Below are 17,406 nucleotides of genomic sequence, written 5' to 3' on the forward strand. Positions count from 1 at the left end.
CCGTCACGGAAGCTGTGGGATAAGTCTGTCCGGGGAAAGGGGAACCTCGGCGTTCAGCCGATTTGTGCAACAAAGCCCCTCTTGATAGCTAAGCGCGCCTTCTCCCTGAAAAATAGTATCGTGGCGCCTATTATAGTTACCATTGTGGCGAGATCGAATCCCAGGCCGACTTTCCCATCTATTTCGGGCAGCCGCCTCATTACTTCGGCGGCCCCTCCCTGAAAGAAATCCATAATCCCGTTTGCGATATTATCCATGAATGCCTACTATCTCCCAAAGGGTCCTAAATTCTTAGTCATGCTCTACCTCAACACCTTTCCGACCCTTAAATCTCTGTGATACAGTTCGAGCTCCTTGCGAGCCCCCTTTCCTGAATACTCTTTGAATTGAAGTACAACATTGAGGGCAAAGCTGGTGTCTCTCAGCATGTATTGGACCTCGGAGTTAATTTCCTCTAAACAATTTATGAATTGCATGTAAACGAGGAATGTCAGCGGCGTTGTTGACACTCCATGTGTTTGTATAACGCCTCCATTGATAAGGGCATTGTAGTAGAAGTTACCAAGGTCGTTCTTCAGGGTAATAGCGCTTTCGCTATCAAATACGTCATTTAGGAAATCATTTGCTCCCTTGGTATATGTCTCGACTAACTCCTCTTCTTTCCTGTCAGGGCGCAGTGATGCATTTAAAAGGGCGATCTGCTTGAATATGGATTCCCTTACGAAGTGAATATCAGATCCAAGTGTTTGACCACAAACTTTCTCTACTTCAATGATCACTTCTTCCCTTTCGGGCCGGGAAGCGCGCGCGGAAAACTCATCACATTTCTTTTCAAACTCAGTAATATCTTCGAAAAGACTTCGACCCCTCCGCAACCGGTTATTTAGTTCGTGCATTTTCAACGACGATCTCCAAAAATCGTCGGTGAAGGCGTCATTGCCAAGCGCGGCCATTACAGGCTTCAATGTGTAGCGCGTTCTCAGTGTAGTGGTAAGTATGTTATCGGCACCCTGAATGGCTTTATCTAGTTCGGCGAATATTTCTTTTTTTCGAAGGGGAGCGGTGCTATTGCCTTTCTGGGCGGTCCTGGCCGCCGATATGATTTTATCCATGTGCCTCATGTTTTCACGTGACTGGATGCGCGGAACCTCTTCCAAAAACGAGACCAGAATACCCGCTGCGGTTCTTGTCGCATCCCGACGGACTTTCAGTCGGTTCGTTGTAGAGGCTGATTTGGTTTGTTCGCGTAGGGCAACGCCGGCTGCGCCAATGATCGTTAGCATCGTGGCGATGTCGAAACCTAATTCTATCTTTTTGTCGAGCTGGGGCAGTAGGCTGAGGATGCCTAGAAAGCCTTGTGAAATTTCGCTCCAGATAAGACTTAGTTGGTGTATCATTTTTAATCCTCAGCTTTACCTGCGTCGAAGTGCTGAATATTTGGGAGTGTATGTGTATGCCGCTTGGCCCAGGGGCTCGGTGGTAGCCGCACTAGGAATCCTGAAAAGATGCGCGCCGACAGTACACTTCAGCGAAATGTTTGGAGTTCATACCTAGTAGGACTACCTCTAAGCTCGATCATTGTCTCTTTCTGAAGGGCTCTGATTTCGATAATATTAAGCGTGTCTATACGGATATTGACTCTCTCACTGCGTGTGGTCTAGCGCTGATTGCGCATCACGCCCTTAACGTAGCGTGAATGTAGTTTGAAACTCTTGCTGCTTCTGACTTGCCCCCCCCCCCCCCCCGCGACACCCCTCGAAGGTTTCCAAGTTGACTGCACCGTGGATATACACTCGGGAACGGCCTGCGATGCTTGTGACGACAGGATGTAAGCCTGCTTTCTCTCAACCGTATGCGGGCTCTATCCGATATTCAGTGTGAACGGCATCAGCAAAGTAGACGGCTTCATTCGCACCAAGCTCGGCCAGCGAGCTTTGGTAATTGGGAATGAAGCTGGCCTATTTTTCGGTGGACGCAGTCTTTGGGAGTGTATTGACCCAGCTGAATCTGCTCAGGTTAAGCCGCTAATCTAAATGCCTCGGCAGGCGTGCGCATGGCAAGCGCCTGATGAGGGCGGCGGCTATTGTAAAAGGCAATCCAGTCACCGATGACGCGCATCGCGTGTTGGAGGCTTTCGAAGCGGTGGCGATGTACGCACTGCTCCTTCAGCGTCCGGATGAAGCGCTCGACCATGCCGTTCTGCTGCGGGCAGTGCGGGGTGATGAACTCCTGCTTCAGCCCGTAGCTGCGGACTATGGCTGTGAAGTGATGGCTGGTGAAGACCAGGCCATTGTCCGACCTCAGCAGGAACTCGTCTTCGACACGACCCAGGGTGCCGAACCTCGCGATCAGGGCATGCTGAAGGGCGGCGCTGGCCGTTGTCGCCTTGCCCGATTTCGAAAGGTGCCAGCCCAACAGCTCGCGGGTGTGGCAGTCGATCACCAAGGCCAGTGAAGCCCAGCCGTCCTTGCCGGTCCAGATGCGGGCGAGATCGGTCGACCACCTCTCGTTCGGCGCAGCTGCGACAGAAGGAACAGACTGGATGCGAGGCCGCATGCCCACGGCGCGCTTGCGAACCTGCCAGCCCTTAATCTGGAAGATCCTCTGCACCGTGTTCTTGTTGAAGCCCAAGAGGCAGGCCACGGTCCGATAGCCGAAGGACGGCTCCTCCTCGATCATCTTCTTGATCGGTTCGGCGAAGCGGGGAGCGACCTTCGGCGCGGCTTTCACTGGCTTGTAGTAGACCGTGCGCCGGGAAATGCCGAGCCACGTGCAGAGCTTGGCAATCGACACAGCGACGCCTTCGGCCAAGAGGCCCTGCTGGACGCGACGGATCAATTCCCGTCCTGCGCATCCAGCAGGGCCTGAAGCTTTTTTCGGGCCCGCAGCTCCAGCATGGCCTCGCCATAGGCTTCCTGCAAATCCCGGAGCTGCTTCTCGTATTGCTCGCGAATGTCGAGCGGGTTGGCGCGCAGCGAATTCTCCATGCCGCGCTTCGCGTCCTCGACCCAACCCTCAATCTCGGAAGGCGTCAGGTCAAAGGACCGGCTCGCCTCCGAAACACTCGTCTTGCCCTGAATGATCTCGATCACAAGCGCTGTCTTACGCTTCGCCGTCCACCGTCTAATGCTGTCGTCCATTGTCATACTCATTGCTACGTTCTCCCTTGTAGCATGAGCAGGTTTTCACTGGCACGATACAGGAGGGCCTTAGGCGTTCGATACTCGAACCCCAAGCGCGCCAGAGAGTGTCATCACCTTCTCAGCAGCAGGAACTGGCTTATCTATCGCTAACAAACATCAATGCGGAATCGAAGCATCTCCGGCTTCCCACAGCATAGTTACGTTTGGGCAGAAGCAGAATCTTCGGCTAGTTACCTTCGTTACGATGAACCGGAAGAGCGGTCAGAGACGCTTTGTTCCGTAAATAATTGGGTTCTTTTTAGAATTGAGCCTCTGGTGTAGATCTTCCGCAAATTTTCGTGCGCTGAAATTACTGCAGAAGTGAACTGAGAGATTTTTGTCGAAGATTGATCTTAGATCCGCCATGTTCCCTGAAATTTCGTGGCAATCGGCCAGAAGAGACTTTGTTCGAACTTCATCCAAGGCGGATCTCAACTTCTAGCGTTTTGCGCTACAGTTGGCGCTCAAGCTCCCGGACGCGGGCTTCCATCTCTCGGACAGCCTTATTGCTGGTCACGCTGTCATCCCCTGTCACGGCGACACTCCCTCCCTCTAGCATCAATCTACGCCAACGATACAACAGATTGGGCGCCACGCCATTGCGACGAGCAACGGCGGAAACGCTATCCCCGTCATAGAGGGTCTCTTCAACGATCCGCAGCTTTTCCGCTGCAGACCAACGTCGACGACGGCCGCCATCGGTGATGATTTCTATCTCAGATATAAGCACGTGCTTTAGGCTATCCTTAAGCCTCCTTGGTCAGCCCAAGGTGTCCGGTCGAAATGGGGCCAGTTCACGTTCGGCCAAGTCGCAGCGAATGACGGCTCTCCGCCCTTGGGGTACAGTAGGTTGCATCGTGGCCTGAATTTTTGCGCTCTTAGAGCCCGAAAACCACTTATAGCTTAAAGCAGCAGCCCAAAGAGCAATTGTTGCTGCACCCTTTTCGTTGCAGGCCACAAGCAAACCTAAGGTCGTGCAAATTTATGCGCTATTTGTGCAAAACTATGGGAAGCATGCAGGATTACACGCATCCCTACAACCGCTCAGAAATCCAAATTCTCCACGCTCAGCGCGTTCTGCTGGATGAACTCGCGGCGCGGCTCGACCACGTCGCCCATCAGCTTGGTGAAGAGATCGTCGGCCTCCGCCATATCCTCCACGCGGACCTGCAGCAGCGTGCGCGCGTCGGGGTCGAGAGTGGTTTCCCACAGCTGATCGGGGTTCATCTCGCCCAGACCTTTGTAGCGTTGCAGCGACAGGCCTTTCTCGCCCTCGGCAAGGATCGCGTTGAGCAGGTCCATGGGGCCATAGATCATCTGGCTGCGGTCCTTGCGGATCAGCTTGGCGGGTTGGTCGTAGACCTCCTGCAGGTGCTGGGTGAAGCTGCCGGATTTCTTCGCCTCGCCCGAGCGCAGCATGCGGCCGTCGAGGGTGCGCACCTCTTCCACGCCGCGCAGGATGCGGGCGAGGCGGATGCCGTGGTCTTGGGTGATCCGGCCCTGCCAGCCGCGCTCATATTCCAACGCGATCAGGTTCAAACGGTCGGCGACCTTGTCGGCCACGCCCTGCAGGTCGCTGTCCACCGCGCCCTCGACAAAGGCACCGGCGATGGCGGCCTGTTCGAGGATGTGGCGCGGGTAATGGGTGGGGAAGGCCTCCAGCACGCGGCGCAATTGGCGGGCCATGTCGACCACGCGGGTGAGGTCCTGACCGGTGATCTCTTCGCCATTGCCCTGACGCAGCATGGCGCCGTCAACGCCCTGTTGGATCAGGTATTCCTCCATCGCGGCCTCGTCCTTGAGGTAGACCTCGGATTTGCCGCGCGACACTTTGTAAAGCGGCGGCTGCGCGATGTAGAGATGGCCGTTCTCGATAAGCTCGGGCATCTGCCGGTAGAAGAAGGTCAGCAGGAGCGTGCGGATATGCGCGCCGTCGACGTCGGCGTCGGTCATGATGACGATCTTGTGGTAGCGCAGCTTGTCGATGTTGAACTCGTCGCGCCCGATCCCGGTGCCGAGCGCCATCACGAGGTTGCCGATCTCTTGGCTGCCCAGCATCCGGTCGAAACGCGCGCGTTCGACGTTAAGGATCTTACCCTTCAGCGGCAGGATCGCTTGGGTCTGACGGTCGCGGCCGGTCTGGGCGGAGCCGCCGGCGCTGTCCCCCTCGACGAGGAAGACTTCGGTCTTGGACGGGTCTTTCTCCGAGCAATCCTTGAGCTTGCCGGCGAGGAAATTTACATCCATCGCCGATTTGCGGCGGGTCAATTCGCGCGCCTTGCGCGCGGCTTCGCGGGCCTGTGCGGCCTCGACGATCTTGCCGACGATCTGCTTGGCCTCGTTGGGGTTCTCCTCGAACCACTCGGCCAGCTTCTCGTTCATCAGCCCTTCGACAGCGGGGCGCACCTCAGAGGAGACCAGCTTGTCCTTGGTCTGGGAGGAGAACTTCGGGTCCGGCACCTTGACCGAAAGCACGCAGGTCAGACCCTCACGCGCGTCGTCGCCAGTGAAGTTGATCTTTTCTTTCTTGGCGATGCCGCTGGTCTGGGCATAGGCGTTGATGGTGCGCGTCAGCGCGCCGCGGAACCCCGCCATATGGGTGCCGCCGTCGCGCTGCGGGATGTTGTTGGTGAAGGGCAGCACGTTCTCGTGATAGCTGTCGTTCCACCACATGGCGACCTCGATGCCGATGTCGTCCCGCTCCCCGGTGATGAAGATCGGCTCGTCCATGACCGCATGCTTGTGCCGGTCGAGGTATTTGACGAATTCCTTCACGCCGCCTTCGTAGTAAAGCTCGGTTTGCAGCGGCTCGACGGGGCGTTCGTCCTTCAGGATGATGCGCACGCCGGAGTTCAGGAAGGCCAGTTCGCGCAGGCGCTTTTCCAGCGTCTCAAAGCTGTAGTCGATGTTCGAGAATGTCTCGGTCGAGGCCATGAAGCGCACTTCGGTGCCGGTGCGGTCGGTCTCGCCCACGACTTCGAGATGCTTGGTGGTGAAGCCGCCTTCGAAGCGCGCGACATGTTCCTTGCCCTCGCGCCAGATGCGCAGTTCCAGCCAGTCCGACAGCGCGTTCACGACCGAGACGCCGACCCCGTGCAGACCGCCCGAGACCTTGTAGGAGTTGCTGTCGAATTTACCGCCCGCGTGCAGCTGGGTCATGATGACCTCGGCCGCCGAGACGCCCTCTTCCTCGTGGATACCCACCGGAATGCCGCGGCCGTTGTCGCTGACCGATACGCTGGAATCCGCGTGGATCGTGACCGTCACCGCGTCGGCGTGACCGGCCAGCGCCTCGTCAATCCCGTTGTCCACGACCTCATAGACCATGTGGTGCAGGCCCGAGCCATCATCGGTGTCCCCGATATACATGCCGGGGCGTTTGCGAACGGCCTCCAACCCTTTGAGAACCTTGATGGAATCGGCACCGTATTCCTGTGGTGTCTGCGCGGTATCGGACATGCGGAAAAAACCCTTATCGTTTGCCCGATTTATAGTGTTTTCACCGGGGATTGTCACGCGAATGACACAAGATTTTGTGTCAGGCGAAGGGGATGATCAGGCCCACGAAAACCAGCATGGCGCCGGAGATTAGATTGATCCGTCGCAGGGTGCGTGGGGCGGTCAGAAAGCCGCGCAGATGGCCCACCAGCAGCGCGATCACGAGGTTGCCGACAAGCGGCACGATGACCGAGGCGGCGAGGATCAGCCCGATGTCGGGGGCGGTGACCGCGCGCAGGTCGAAGAAGCCGGGCAGCACGCCCATGTAGAAGAGCACCGCTTTGGGATTGCCGAGGATCGCCACCAGTCCCGCGATGAACCCGGGCCACATGCCGGGGCGGGTGAGGCGGCTGTCGGTGTCGATCTTCGCACCCGCCTGCCGGATCAGGCCCAGCCCCATGGCGATGAACACCAGTGCAGCGGTCCAGCGCAGCACCTCCATAAGCGTGTCGAAGGCCGAGACGATCCAAGTGATCCCCAAGATCGCCACCAACGGCCAGAGCATGTCGCCGATCGCGACGCCAAGCGCCAGCGGCCACGCCGCCTGAAAACCGCCCGAAAGCGCTCGGGCCATCATCGCCAACCAGACCGGGCCGGGGGTGAGAAACAGGATCAGCAGCGCGCCGCAGTAAAGAAGCAGGTCGGTGGGCGAGAGCGTCATGGCTGACGCACCACTTGCGACAGGCCCTCATCCTCGGTCACTTCCACATATTGCGCGCGGTCCCCGAGGCTGTCGAACAGCTCCGACCCCGTGCCCGTCATCCAGGCCTGCGCGCCGAGCGCCGTGATCTCGTCGTAAAGCGCCGCTCGGCGGCCCGCGTCGAGATGCGCGGCCACCTCGTCCAGTAGCAGGATCGGCGGCGCGCCGAAATCGGCGGCGATGGCGCGGGCATTGGCGAGGATGAGCGAGACCAGCAGCGCCTTCTGCTCCCCGGTGGAGCAATCCCGCGCGGCGATGCCCTTGGCGGCATAGGTGCCTTCCAGATCGGCGCGGTGGGGGCCGATGAGGGTGCGCCCGGCGGCGACGTCGCGCATCCGGTTGTCCGACAGCGCCCGGCGCAGCCCCTCGGCACTGTCGGGCATGTCGTTTTGCAGCATCAGCGTGGCGATGGGGAAGGCGGTCTGCGCCTCCTCCTGCGCGCTCGCGAGGGCCGTGAGGGCCTGTTGCCGATTGGCGTGAATCTGCGCCCCGGTCTCGGCCATGCGGTCTTCGAGGGCGGCGTACCACGCGGGCTCGCGCACCATGTCCTTTAGCAGGCGGTTGCGCTCGCGCATGGCCTTTTCATAGCTCAGCGACAGTTCGGCGTGATCGGGCAGCATCGAAAGCGTCACCCGGTCAAGAAAGCGCCGCCGCCCCTCGGCGCCTTCGATCCAAAGCCGGTCCATGGCGGGGATCAGCCAGAGCACGCGGGCAATGCGACCAAGCGCCGTTTGTGCGGACGCCTTGCCGTCGATCTTGGTCTGCCGTGCAGCGCCCGCTTCGGACCAGATGTCGACCTCATGCAGCACCGTGGGGCCGTGCAGCAGCCCGGTCACCTTCCAGCCCAAAGCCTCGGGCCGCCGTGCCATGTCTTGCGCGCTGGTGCGGCGCAGCCCGCGGCCCGGCGACAGCAGCGAAATCGCTTCAATGATATTGGTCTTGCCCGCGCCATTGGGGCCATAGAGCGCGACGGGGCGCGCATCCACGTCGATCACCGCCCGGCGGTGCGAGCGGAAATGCGAGAGGCCGAGGTTGGAAAGATACAGTTGCGCCATTCAGACCCCGTTTTCTTTGAAAGAAAACGGCGCGGGAATTTCAAAAATTCCCGCCCAACTCACACGCGCATCGGCATGACGACGTAAACCGCCGAAGTGTCATTGCCTTCGCGCATCAGGGTCGGGTCGCCGGAAGAGTTGAACAGGAAGACGGCGTTCTCGCGGTCCACTTGGCTTGCGATCTCAAGCAGGTATTTGGCGTTGAAACCAATCTCCAGCCGCTCGTCGGCATAGGCCACGGCCAGCTCTTCTTCGGCGGCGCCGCTGTCAGGCGCGTTGACGGACAGCACCAGACGGTCTTCGTCCAGTTGCAGTTTTACGGCGCGCGAACGCTCGGAACTCACGGTCGCCACACGGTCCACCGCGCGGGCAAAATCAGCGGCGTCGACTTCCATCTTGCGGGTGTTCCCTTGCGGAATCACGCGGGTGTAGTCGGGGAAGGTGCCGTCGATGACCTTCGAGGTCAGCGTGATGGCGGGGGTCGCGAAACGGATCTTGGTCTCGGACACGGACACCGCGATTTCCATCTCGTCATCGTCGAGCAGTTTGCGCAGCTCGCCCACGGTCTTGCGCGGGACGATCACGCCGGGCATCTCAGACGCACCCTCGGGCATCTCGGCGTCGATCCGGGCCAGGCGGTGGCCGTCGGTGGCCACGCAGCGCAGTGCCTTGCCGCCCTCGGCGTCCGCCACGTGCAGATAGACCCCGTTGAGGTAATAGCGCGTCTCCTCGGTGGAGATGGCGAATTTCGACTTGTCGAACAGGCGGCGCAGCACCGGGGCCGGGGCCGAGAAGTTCGAGGCATACTCGGAAGACGCCATGACCGGGAAATCCTCGCGCGGCAGGGTGGCCAGCGAGAAATTGGAGCGGCCCGCTTCGACCGTCAGGCGGCCAGCGGCGGTGTCGGCGGTGAGGCTGATCAGCGCGCCGTCGGGCAGCTTGCGCACGATTTCATGCAGCAGCGTGGCCGAAACGGTGGTGGCACCTGCGCGCTCCACTTGGGCGGCGACCTTGTCGACCACCTCGATATCCAGATCGGTGGCGCGGAAGGAGACATCGCTGCCCTCGGCCTCGATCAGCACGTTGGCGAGGATCGGAATGGTATTGCGGCGCTCGACCACGGATTGGGCTTGCGAAACGGCTTTGAGCAGTGCCGCGCGTTCGATGCTGAATTTCATATGCCTTCTCCCATACCGACTGCCGGGAGAGGCAAACTACCCGGTTCCCACGCTTACACAAGAACTTTTGTGGATTTGTTGAAGTGAATGCAAGAGGGGCGCAAGCTGCGCCCCCGATCGCTGTTTGACCGTGTCCTGAGGACAACCCTCAGGCCGCTATGATTAGGATTCGAGCGCCCGGCGCAGCAGTTCCAGATCCTCGGCGATCTGCCCGTCCGAGACCTTGAGTTCTTCGATCCGGCGCACCCCGTGCATGACGGTGGTGTGGTCGCGCCCGCCAAAGCGGCGGCCGATCTCGGGCAGAGAACGGCTGGTCATCTGTTTGCACAGATACATCGCCACCTGCCGCGGGCGGGCATAGCTGCGCAGGCGCTTGGGGCCGATCATGTCGCTGAGGCGGATGTTGTAATGGTCGGAAACCTTGCGCTGAATTTCCTCGACCGAGATCTTGCGCTCCGAGGCGCGCAGCACGTCGGCCAGACAATCCTGCGTCAGCCCCATGTCGATCTCGCGGCCCACCAGCGAGGCGAAGGCGAAGAGGCGCGTCAGCGCACCTTCGAGCACACGGACGTTCGAGGTGATGCGATGCGCGAGGAATTCCAGCACGCCGTCGGCGACTTCGAGGTCGGGGTAGGTCTTGCGCTGCACGTCGACCTTGCTTTGCAAAATGCCGAGGCGCAACTCGTAGTCCGTGGGGTGCAGATCGACGATCAGGCCGCACTGCAGGCGCGATTTCACGCGGTCTTCGAGGTCCTTGATCTCGCCCGGGGCGCGGTCGGCGGAGATGATGATTTGCTTGTGCTGATCCACGAGCGCGTTGAACGTGTGAAAGAACTCTTCCTGCGTGGAATCCTTGCCCGCGATGAACTGCACGTCGTCGACCATCAGCACATCGACGGAGCGGAAGATTTCCTTGAAATCCATCATCTTGCGGTCGCGCAGGGCCTGCACGAAACGGTACATGAATTGCTCAGCCGAGAGGTAGAGCACATTCATCTCAGGCTTGCGCTCATGCAATTCGCGGGCGATCGCGTGCATCAGGTGGGTCTTACCAAGGCCGACGCCCCCATAAAGGAACAGCGGGTTGAAGGTGACGGGGCCGCCTTCGGCGACACGGCGGGCGGCGGCATGGGCCAGTTCGTTGGGCTTGCCGACGACGAAATTGTCAAAGCTGAAGCGCGGGTCGAGCGGGGCGGTGCTGAGCTGCGAATTGGCGGCAGGTTTCGCGGCAGCCGAAGTCTGACGAGCAGCCGGGGCGAGCTTTTCGGCGGCAGGGGTAGGCTGCTGATTCAGAGCAAAGTTCAGACGCGTGGCATCGGTGCCCGTCGCGTTGATCTCATGCAGAATCAGGTCCGAGAAGTTCTGGCTGACGTAGTTGCCGAAGAAATTCGTCGGCACCTTGAGTGTCACGATTCCGTCTTCGACGGCGCCGGGCACAAGCGGTTCAATCCAGGTGGTGTAGTTGTTCTGCCCCACGGTCTTTAGAAGCCGCTCTTTGATCTCGCCCCAGTGATCTAATGTCATCGTGCCTTACGTCCCGCTTTGCTCTTCGCACAGAGGCCGAGTGGATCCCGGCCCTTAATATTGTTTCACCCGGCAACAGGTCATCCACCCGGTCCCACGCGGATGACCGACCTGTGTCCTTCGGACTTTTAAAGAATGGCCTGCCCATGAGCCTTCTGTGCCGTAAACCGGCGCAAGAGGCGCTGAACGAACCGTTCGTGTTCTCATCGACAGGGTAAACGTGCTGGCAGCAGCATTCACGATGGTGCGCGGAACCGTCTGTGAACGGTCACTTGCACCCCCCTGAATTTGGCATTCTGCCAGTTGGCTGACGCCGTGTTCAGGGCCTGTCCCCCCAAGCGAAATGAATCGCTGGACCTTTGGTAGCAAGTGTTTCCGGTTCGCTTCAACATATCTTCCATCTTGACTCAGAGATTGCCGGAAAAGAATCTCTGGCGTGTTTTTTTCGCTGCACCCGCACGAAAAAAGGCGCCGCAATGCGGCGCCTCTTGTGTTTCTAAGGGCTTGGCTATGAAGCCAAATTAGCCCAGTGCTTTGACCCGTGCGGACAGGCGCGACATTTTGCGCGACGCGGTATTCTTGTGGAAAACGCCTTTGGTGACGCCGCGCATCAGCTCGGGCTGGGCGGCTTTCAGAGCGGCGGTTGCGGCTTCTTTATCACCGGAGGTGATCGCCTCTTCGACCTTGCGCAGGTAGGTGCGGATGCGCGAACGGCGTGCTTTGTTGATCGCAAAACGCTTTTCGTTTTGACGGGCACGTTTTGCGGATTGACGGGTGTTTGCCATGAGTATCAGCCTTCGGGTTCATATGTTGCGTAGCAATGCGTGACGCCAACCCGACCGGAAATCCGGATCCCCCTTTGGGGTAGGTGATTCTAGCCAGAGCGGGCTGCACGCGCATGTATTGGTGCCGCCTATAAGGCAGCTGGCGCGGCAATGCAAGCCGCGCCGGGGGCGACGCTTATTTGTCGCGGAATTGCGCTTCGCGCTTTTCGAGGAAGGCGGACATGCCTTCTTTCTGGTCTTCGGTGTTGAACAGCGAATGGAACATGCGGCGTTCGAACAGCAAGCCCTCGCTCAGCGGCACCTCATAGGCGCGGTTCACGCATTCCTTGACCACGGTGGCCGAGATCATGGATTTCTCGGCGATCTTGGCTGCGGCGCCCATCGCCTCTTCCATCAGCTTTTTCACCGGCACCACGCGCGACACGAGGCCCGAGCGTTCGGCTTCTTCGGCATCCATGAAACGGCCCGTGAGGTTCATGTCCATCGCTTTGGACTTGCCTACCAGACGGGTCAGACGCTGGGTGCCGCCGATGCCGGCCACGACGCCGAGGTTGATCTCGGGCTGGCCGAACTTGGCGCTTTCCGAGCAGATGATGAAGTCGCACATCATCGCCAACTCGCAGCCCCCGCCGAGGGCATAGCCCGACACGGCCGCGATAATCGGCTTGCGCACCCGCAGGATCTGATCGGTTTCGGGCGTGAAAAGATCCCCCATGAAGACGTCGACAAAGCTTTTCTCGCGCATCATCGCGATATCGGCCCCGGCGGCGAATGCCTTTTCCGAGCCGGTGATGACGATGCAGCGGACCTTGTCGTTTTCCTGCGCGCTTTTCAGCGCCTTGGCGAGTTCACCCAGCAGCGCCTCGTTGAGCGCGTTCAGCGCATCCGGGCGGTTCAGGGTGATCAGGGCCACATGGTTGTCCACGTCCACGGTGATCGTTTCGTAAGCCATCAAGAATGCTCTTTGTTGTTGCGCTCAGGGGAATGTGCATACCACGGCACCCCCATGTTTCAAGTTATCTTTGGCAACGCGGACAATAGAAGGAAGACCGCCCGCTTTGCACGATGCGCGCGATGGTGCCATCGCAACCCGGTCTGCGGCAGGCTTGGCCCTCGCGGCCATAGACGTCGAAACTGTGCTGGAAATAGCCCAATTCGCCATCCGCCTGCCGAAAATCCTTGAGCGACGATCCCCCCGCCGTGATCGCATCGGCCAGCACTTGGCGGATGATCGGCACCAGCCCGGCGACCCGCGTGGCCGAGATGCGCCCGGCCTTGCGGGCCGGGTGAATCCCCGCGCGGTAAAGCGCTTCGCAGACATAGATATTGCCCAAGCCCGCCACGATCCGCTGATCCAGCAGCGCCGATTTGATCGGCGTGTTGCGGCCTTTTAGCGCGGCGACCAGATGCGCTTCGTGAAAGTCGTTGCCCAAGGGTTCCGGCCCGAGCGAGGCCAGCAGCTTGTGCGTCCCGGCCCCGGCGGTGGGCATCAAATCCATCGCGCCGAAACGGCGCGGGTCGTTAAAGGTGATCCGCGCACCGTTACCCATATGCAACACGACGTGGTCATGTTTTTCGGGCGCGGGGTGGTTGTGCTGAAACTGCCCCAGAGGGTCTCCCGAAACCAGCATCCGCCCGGACATGCCCAAATGCACCAAGAGCGATTCCCCGCTCGCCAGATCGGCGAGGATGTATTTCGACCGCCGCCGCAGCAGGCCGACGCGCTGTCCGGTCAGCCGCTCCGCCATCCGCTCCGGAAAGGGCCAGCGCAGGTCGGGGCGGTTCACCTCGGCGCGGGCGATCACTTGGCCCTCCATCGCGGGGGCCAGCCCCCGGCGGACGGTTTCGACCTCTGGCAGTTCCGGCATCTCGGTTTCCCCTCTGGCTTGCCTGTGACAAAAGGCACGCATTGTCCCTGCCCCCCGGCACCCTATAACAAGGGACAGAACCAGAGGATCGCAAGAGCAGATGACCCAGGACGCTGACAAAACAACCCATTTCGGTTTCGAGACCGTGCCCGAACATGAAAAGGCCGGGCGCGTGCAGGGTGTGTTCAACTCCGTCGCCAGCAAATACGACATCATGAACGATGTGATGAGCATGGGGATCCACCGCGTCTGGAAAGAAGCGATGATGGACTGGCTCGCCCCGCGCCCCGGTCAGAAACTGCTCGATGTGGCGGGGGGCACCGGCGATGTGTCTTTCAAATTCCTCAAACGTGCCGGACACGGCCATGCCACGGTGCTCGACCTGACCGAGCCGATGCTGGTCGAAGGCCGCCAGCGGGCCGAGGCGGACAGGCTGACCGGCAGCCTTGATTGGGTCGTGGGCGACGCGATGGCGCTGCCGTTCCCCGACAACACCTTTGATGTCTACACAATCAGCTTCGGCATCCGAAACGTGACCCGCCCGCAAGAGGCGCTGAACGAGGCCTACCGCGTGCTCCGCCCCGGTGGCCGTCTGATGGTGTTGGAGTTCAGCCAGCTTCCCAACCCGGCGATGCAAAAAGCCTATGACCTCTACAGTTTCAACGTGATCCCGCGCATGGGCCAAGCCATCGCGGGCGACCGCGACAGCTATCAATACCTTGTCGAATCGATCCGCAATTTCCCCGATCAAGAGACCTTCCTGTCGATGGTCCGCGCGGCGGGCTTTGGGCAGGCCAAATATCGCAACCTGTCGATGGGGATCGCGGCGCTGCATTCGGGTTGGAAGCTCTGATGCGCGGTCCGCACAACATCTGGCGGTTGATCCGCACGGGCGCGACCTTGGAACGCGCCGGGGCGATGAATGTGGTGCTGGATGCTTTCGATGCCTCCCCGCCGCTGCGTTTCGTGGCCCGCGCGCTTGGCCTTCCGTTCAAATGGCTGGGCTACAAGGGCGACCCGACGATGCCGCCCGCCACCCGCGCGCTCACGGCGCTTGGCCCGGCCTACATCAAATTCGGTCAGGTGCTGTCGACCCGCCCCGATGTGGTGGGCGACGATCTGGCGGTGCAATTGCGCGTGCTGCAAGACAAGTTGCCCCCCTTTGACATGGCGCTGGCCCGCAGCGCGGTCGAGCAGGAGTTGGGCGAGCCGGTCAGCGCGATCTTTTCCGAGTTCAGCGAACCCGTCGCCGCGGCCTCCATCGCGCAGGTGCATCACGCGCGGCTGGCCGAGAGCGGCGAAGAGGTCGCCGTCAAAGTCCTGCGCCCCGGCATCGAAAAAGCCTTCCGCAAGGACATTGACGCCTTCTACCTCGCCGCCCGCATGGCCGAGATTTTCTCGCCCGGGTCGCGCCGCCTGCGCCCGATGGAGGTGATCGAGCATTTCGACGGCGTCGTGCGGGGGGAGTTGGACCTGCGGCTCGAAAGTTCCGCCGCGTCGGAGTTCGCGGCCAACACCAAAGACGACGCCGGGTTTCAACTGCCCGAGATCAAATGGAATTATTCGGGCCGCCGCGTGATGACGCTAGGCTGGGCCGATGGGCTGCCGCTGGGCGACAATGCCGCGCTGGATGCGGCGGGGCACGACCGGGTGGCGCTGTCGGAGCGGGTGTTGCAACTCTTTCTTCAGCACGCTCTGCGCGACGGTTATTTCCACGCCGACATGCACCAGGGTAACCTCAAGGTCGCGGCCAACGGCGATATCATCGCCTATGACTTCGGCATCATGGGCCATATCGACAGCTACACCCGCCGGGTCTACGCCGAGATTCTCTATGGCTTCATTCGCCGCGATTACCAGCGCGTCGCCAAGGTGCATTTCGAGGCGGGATATGTCCCCGCCGATAAGGACGTCGATGAATTCGCCCGCGCCCTGCGTGCGGTGGGCGAGCCGATTTTCGGCATGGACGCCACCCGCATCTCCATGGCGCGGCTGCTGACCTATCTGTTCGAGGTGACCGAGCGTTTCGGCATGGAAACCCGGACTGAGTTGATCTTGCTGCAACGCACCATGGTCGTGGTCGAGGGCGTGGCCCGCTCGCTCAACCCGCATATCAATATTTGGGAAGTCGCCAGCCCCATCGTGACCGACTATATCACCAAGTCGCTCGGTCCCCGGGCCATCGTCTCTGATCTGCGCGACACGGCGATGGTCATGGCCCGTTTCGGCCCGCGTCTGCCCGGGCTGGTCGAACAGGCGCTGAACCGTCAGACCGAAGAGCAGCCAGAGCGCCGCCCGCGTTTCTGGCGCTATATCGCGGCGACTGCGGTGATGTCCGGTGTTGCCGGTGCCACCACAATCGCCCTGATTGACGCACTGCTTTAGGGCAGGGGGGCCGCGCGGCCCCCCGGCCTTCAGGCGATACGTTCGATGGCCATGGCGATGCCTTGTCCGCCGCCGATGCACATGGTGATCAACGCGCGTTTGCCGCCAATCCGCTCCAATTCATACAGCGCCTTCACGGTGATGATCGCGCCCGTCGCGCCGACCGGGTGGCCAAGAGCAATCGCCCCGCCGTTGGGGTTCACCTTTGCCGGGTCAAAGCCCAGTACCTTGCTCACAGCCAGCGCTTGGCTCGCGAAAGCCTCGTTGCTTTCGATCACGTCGAAATCATCGGCCTTCAGGCCCGTCCGCTCCAGCAAACGGCGCACGGCAGGGACCGGGCCGATGCCCATGACCTCGGGGCGCACGCCGGCGTGGGCGTAGCCGAGGATGCGGGCGCGGGGCGTCAGCCCGGCAGATTTCGCGGCCTCCGCGCGGGCCAGCACCAGCGCCGCGGCCCCGTCGTTGATGCCGCTGGCGTTGCCCGCCGTAACGCGGCCGTCTTTCTGGAAGACGGGGCGCAGCCCGGCCAGCGCCTCTGCCGTGGTCGCCTTGGGGTGTTCGTCGGTGTCGAAGGGCACCATGTCGCGCTTTACCTTCACATCGACCGGCACGATCTGGTCTTTGAAATGCCCTTCCGCGATGGCCGCCGCTGCGCGTTCTTGGCTTTGCAGGGCGAAGGCGTCCATCTCTTCGCGGGTGATCGTGTGTTCATCCGCCACGTTCTCTGCCGTCACGCCCATATGCCCGGTGCCGAAGGGGCAGTTCAGCGTGCCCAGCAGCATATCGAGGCTGCGTGCATCGCCCATCTTCTGGCCCCAGCGGGCGTCGGGCAGCACATAGGGCGCGCGCGACATGCTTTCGGCACCCCCGGCCAGCGCGAAGTCTGCATCGCCCAGCATCAGGCTCTGAGTGGCCGAGACCAGCGCCTGCACGCCCGAGCCGCAGAGCCGGTTCACGTTCATCGCTGGCACCTCGTCGGGCACGCCCGCGTCGCGCGCGGCGACGCGGCTGAGGTACATGTCGCGCGGCTCAGTGTTGATGACGGTGCCGAAGACGACATGGCCGATCTGCGCCGGATCGACGCCCGCGCGCGCCATCGCCGCCGCCGCGACGGTGCTGCCCAGCTTGGTGGGCGGTGTGGCGGCAAGGCTGCCGCCGAAAGTGCCGATGGCGGTGCGTGCGCCGCTCAGGATGACGATATCGTCTGACATGAAACTCTCCTCTAATCGTT

15 protein-coding genes and 1 pseudogene are annotated in these 17,406 nt (G+C 60.9%); 2 read left to right on the plus strand and 14 right to left on the minus strand.

Going from position 1 to position 17,406, the window contains the following annotated elements; genetic code table 11:
• Nucleotides 1–53: 53 nt before the first annotated feature.
• The 13 genes and pseudogenes from ACGYK9_RS11580 to mutM form a co-directional block, all read right to left on the minus strand.
• Nucleotides 54–257 carry a hypothetical protein gene (locus tag ACGYK9_RS11580; protein ID WP_394415154.1) on the minus strand — a complete coding sequence of 68 codons (204 nt, stop codon included), beginning with the start codon at nucleotides 255–257 and terminating at the stop codon, nucleotides 54–56.
• 45 nt (nucleotides 258–302) lie between these two features.
• Entirely contained in the window at nucleotides 303–1,397 is a 1,095-nt protein-coding gene (locus tag ACGYK9_RS11585) for a hypothetical protein (RefSeq protein ID WP_394415151.1), read from the minus strand.
• A gap of 619 nt (nucleotides 1,398–2,016) precedes the next feature.
• Nucleotides 2,017–2,838, minus strand: coding sequence for an IS3 family transposase (locus tag ACGYK9_RS11590; protein ID WP_394415148.1), 822 nt, complete (start codon nucleotides 2,836–2,838; stop codon nucleotides 2,017–2,019).
• Complete coding sequence (locus ACGYK9_RS11595) at nucleotides 2,835–3,152, minus strand: transposase (RefSeq protein WP_394415145.1); 318 nt, start codon at nucleotides 3,150–3,152, stop codon at nucleotides 2,835–2,837. Before ACGYK9_RS11595 ends, ACGYK9_RS11590 begins: the two co-directional genes overlap by 4 nt.
• Nucleotides 3,153–3,636: 484 nt before the next feature.
• Nucleotides 3,637–3,912: pseudogene (locus ACGYK9_RS11600) on the minus strand (transposase); the annotation flags it as partial.
• Between the two features lie 314 nt (nucleotides 3,913–4,226).
• Nucleotides 4,227–6,641, minus strand: coding sequence for a DNA topoisomerase (ATP-hydrolyzing) subunit B (gyrB, locus tag ACGYK9_RS11605; protein WP_394415142.1), 2,415 nt, complete (start codon nucleotides 6,639–6,641; stop codon nucleotides 4,227–4,229).
• 79 nt (nucleotides 6,642–6,720) lie between these two features.
• Nucleotides 6,721–7,341 (minus strand): LysE family translocator, encoded by a 621-nt coding sequence (locus ACGYK9_RS11610; RefSeq protein ID WP_394415139.1) that lies wholly within the window; start codon nucleotides 7,339–7,341, stop codon nucleotides 6,721–6,723.
• The gene (gene recF / locus ACGYK9_RS11615; protein ID WP_394415136.1) at nucleotides 7,338–8,435 is read right to left on the minus strand and encodes a DNA replication/repair protein RecF; all 1,098 of its coding nucleotides are present in this window, start codon (nucleotides 8,433–8,435) and stop codon (nucleotides 7,338–7,340) included. Before recF ends, ACGYK9_RS11610 begins: the two co-directional genes overlap by 4 nt.
• A 59-nt stretch (nucleotides 8,436–8,494) precedes the next feature.
• Nucleotides 8,495–9,613: a DNA polymerase III subunit beta gene (dnaN, locus tag ACGYK9_RS11620; RefSeq protein WP_394422529.1), complete on the minus strand. Its 1,119-nt coding sequence runs from the start codon at nucleotides 9,611–9,613 to the stop codon at nucleotides 8,495–8,497.
• Between the two features lie 162 nt (nucleotides 9,614–9,775).
• On the minus strand, nucleotides 9,776–11,137 hold the full coding sequence (gene dnaA, locus ACGYK9_RS11625; RefSeq protein WP_394414643.1) for a chromosomal replication initiator protein DnaA: 1,362 nt from the start codon (nucleotides 11,135–11,137) through the stop codon (nucleotides 9,776–9,778).
• A 521-nt stretch (nucleotides 11,138–11,658) separates the two neighbouring features.
• The gene (gene rpsT / locus ACGYK9_RS11630; protein ID WP_067261164.1) at nucleotides 11,659–11,922 is read right to left on the minus strand and encodes a 30S ribosomal protein S20; all 264 of its coding nucleotides are present in this window, start codon (nucleotides 11,920–11,922) and stop codon (nucleotides 11,659–11,661) included.
• 175 nt (nucleotides 11,923–12,097) lie between these two features.
• On the minus strand, nucleotides 12,098–12,874 hold the full coding sequence (locus tag ACGYK9_RS11635) for an enoyl-CoA hydratase (RefSeq protein ID WP_067261165.1): 777 nt from the start codon (nucleotides 12,872–12,874) through the stop codon (nucleotides 12,098–12,100).
• A gap of 64 nt (nucleotides 12,875–12,938) precedes the next feature.
• Nucleotides 12,939–13,790 (minus strand): bifunctional DNA-formamidopyrimidine glycosylase/DNA-(apurinic or apyrimidinic site) lyase, encoded by an 852-nt coding sequence (gene mutM, locus ACGYK9_RS11640; protein WP_394414646.1) that lies wholly within the window; start codon nucleotides 13,788–13,790, stop codon nucleotides 12,939–12,941.
• Between the two features lie 100 nt (nucleotides 13,791–13,890).
• Here mutM and ubiE point away from each other — a divergent pair, with 100 nt between their 5' ends.
• Together ubiE and ubiB are read left to right on the plus strand one after the other, a co-directional pair.
• On the plus strand, nucleotides 13,891–14,643 hold the full coding sequence (gene ubiE, locus ACGYK9_RS11645; protein WP_067261168.1) for a bifunctional demethylmenaquinone methyltransferase/2-methoxy-6-polyprenyl-1,4-benzoquinol methylase UbiE: 753 nt from the start codon (nucleotides 13,891–13,893) through the stop codon (nucleotides 14,641–14,643).
• On the plus strand, nucleotides 14,643–16,175 hold the full coding sequence (gene ubiB, locus ACGYK9_RS11650; RefSeq protein ID WP_394414649.1) for a 2-polyprenylphenol 6-hydroxylase: 1,533 nt from the start codon (nucleotides 14,643–14,645) through the stop codon (nucleotides 16,173–16,175). The genes ubiE and ubiB overlap by 1 nt, the downstream gene beginning before the upstream one ends.
• Before the next feature lie 29 nt (nucleotides 16,176–16,204).
• Here the strand turns inward: ubiB and ACGYK9_RS11655 are convergent, their stop codons facing one another.
• Nucleotides 16,205–17,386: an acetyl-CoA C-acyltransferase family protein gene (locus tag ACGYK9_RS11655; RefSeq protein ID WP_394414652.1), complete on the minus strand. Its 1,182-nt coding sequence runs from the start codon at nucleotides 17,384–17,386 to the stop codon at nucleotides 16,205–16,207.
• Nucleotides 17,387–17,406: the final 20 nt, after the last annotated feature.

The sequence above is a fragment of the Sulfitobacter sp. 1A15258 genome (assembly GCF_043557045.1).
Classification (GTDB): Bacteria; Pseudomonadota; Alphaproteobacteria; order Rhodobacterales; family Rhodobacteraceae; genus Sulfitobacter; species Sulfitobacter faviae.

Bases quoted from the DNA above. Each gene is read 5' to 3' on its own strand.
- ACGYK9_RS11580 (WP_394415154.1), bottom strand. From the start codon at position 257: ATGGATAATATCGCAAACGGGATTATGGATTTCTTTCAGGGAGGGGCC.
- ACGYK9_RS11635 (WP_067261165.1), bottom strand. From the start codon at position 12,874: ATGGCTTACGAAACGATCACCGTGGACGTGGACAACCATGTGGCCCTG.
- ACGYK9_RS11595 (WP_394415145.1), bottom strand. From the start codon at position 3,152: ATGAGTATGACAATGGACGACAGCATTAGACGGTGGACGGCGAAGCGT.
- gyrB (WP_394415142.1), bottom strand. From the start codon at position 6,641: ATGTCCGATACCGCGCAGACACCACAGGAATACGGTGCCGATTCCATC.
- rpsT (WP_067261164.1), bottom strand. From the start codon at position 11,922: ATGGCAAACACCCGTCAATCCGCAAAACGTGCCCGTCAAAACGAAAAG.
- recF (WP_394415136.1), bottom strand. From the start codon at position 8,435: ATGGCGCAACTGTATCTTTCCAACCTCGGCCTCTCGCATTTCCGCTCG.
- ACGYK9_RS11610 (WP_394415139.1), bottom strand. From the start codon at position 7,341: ATGACGCTCTCGCCCACCGACCTGCTTCTTTACTGCGGCGCGCTGCTG.
- mutM (WP_394414646.1), bottom strand. From the start codon at position 13,790: ATGCCGGAACTGCCAGAGGTCGAAACCGTCCGCCGGGGGCTGGCCCCC.
- dnaN (WP_394422529.1), bottom strand. From the start codon at position 9,613: ATGAAATTCAGCATCGAACGCGCGGCACTGCTCAAAGCCGTTTCGCAA.
- ubiB (WP_394414649.1), top strand. From the start codon at position 14,643: ATGCGCGGTCCGCACAACATCTGGCGGTTGATCCGCACGGGCGCGACC.
- ubiE (WP_067261168.1), top strand. From the start codon at position 13,891: ATGACCCAGGACGCTGACAAAACAACCCATTTCGGTTTCGAGACCGTG.
- ACGYK9_RS11585 (WP_394415151.1), bottom strand. From the start codon at position 1,397: ATGATACACCAACTAAGTCTTATCTGGAGCGAAATTTCACAAGGCTTT.
- ACGYK9_RS11655 (WP_394414652.1), bottom strand. From the start codon at position 17,386: ATGTCAGACGATATCGTCATCCTGAGCGGCGCACGCACCGCCATCGGC.
- dnaA (WP_394414643.1), bottom strand. From the start codon at position 11,137: ATGACATTAGATCACTGGGGCGAGATCAAAGAGCGGCTTCTAAAGACC.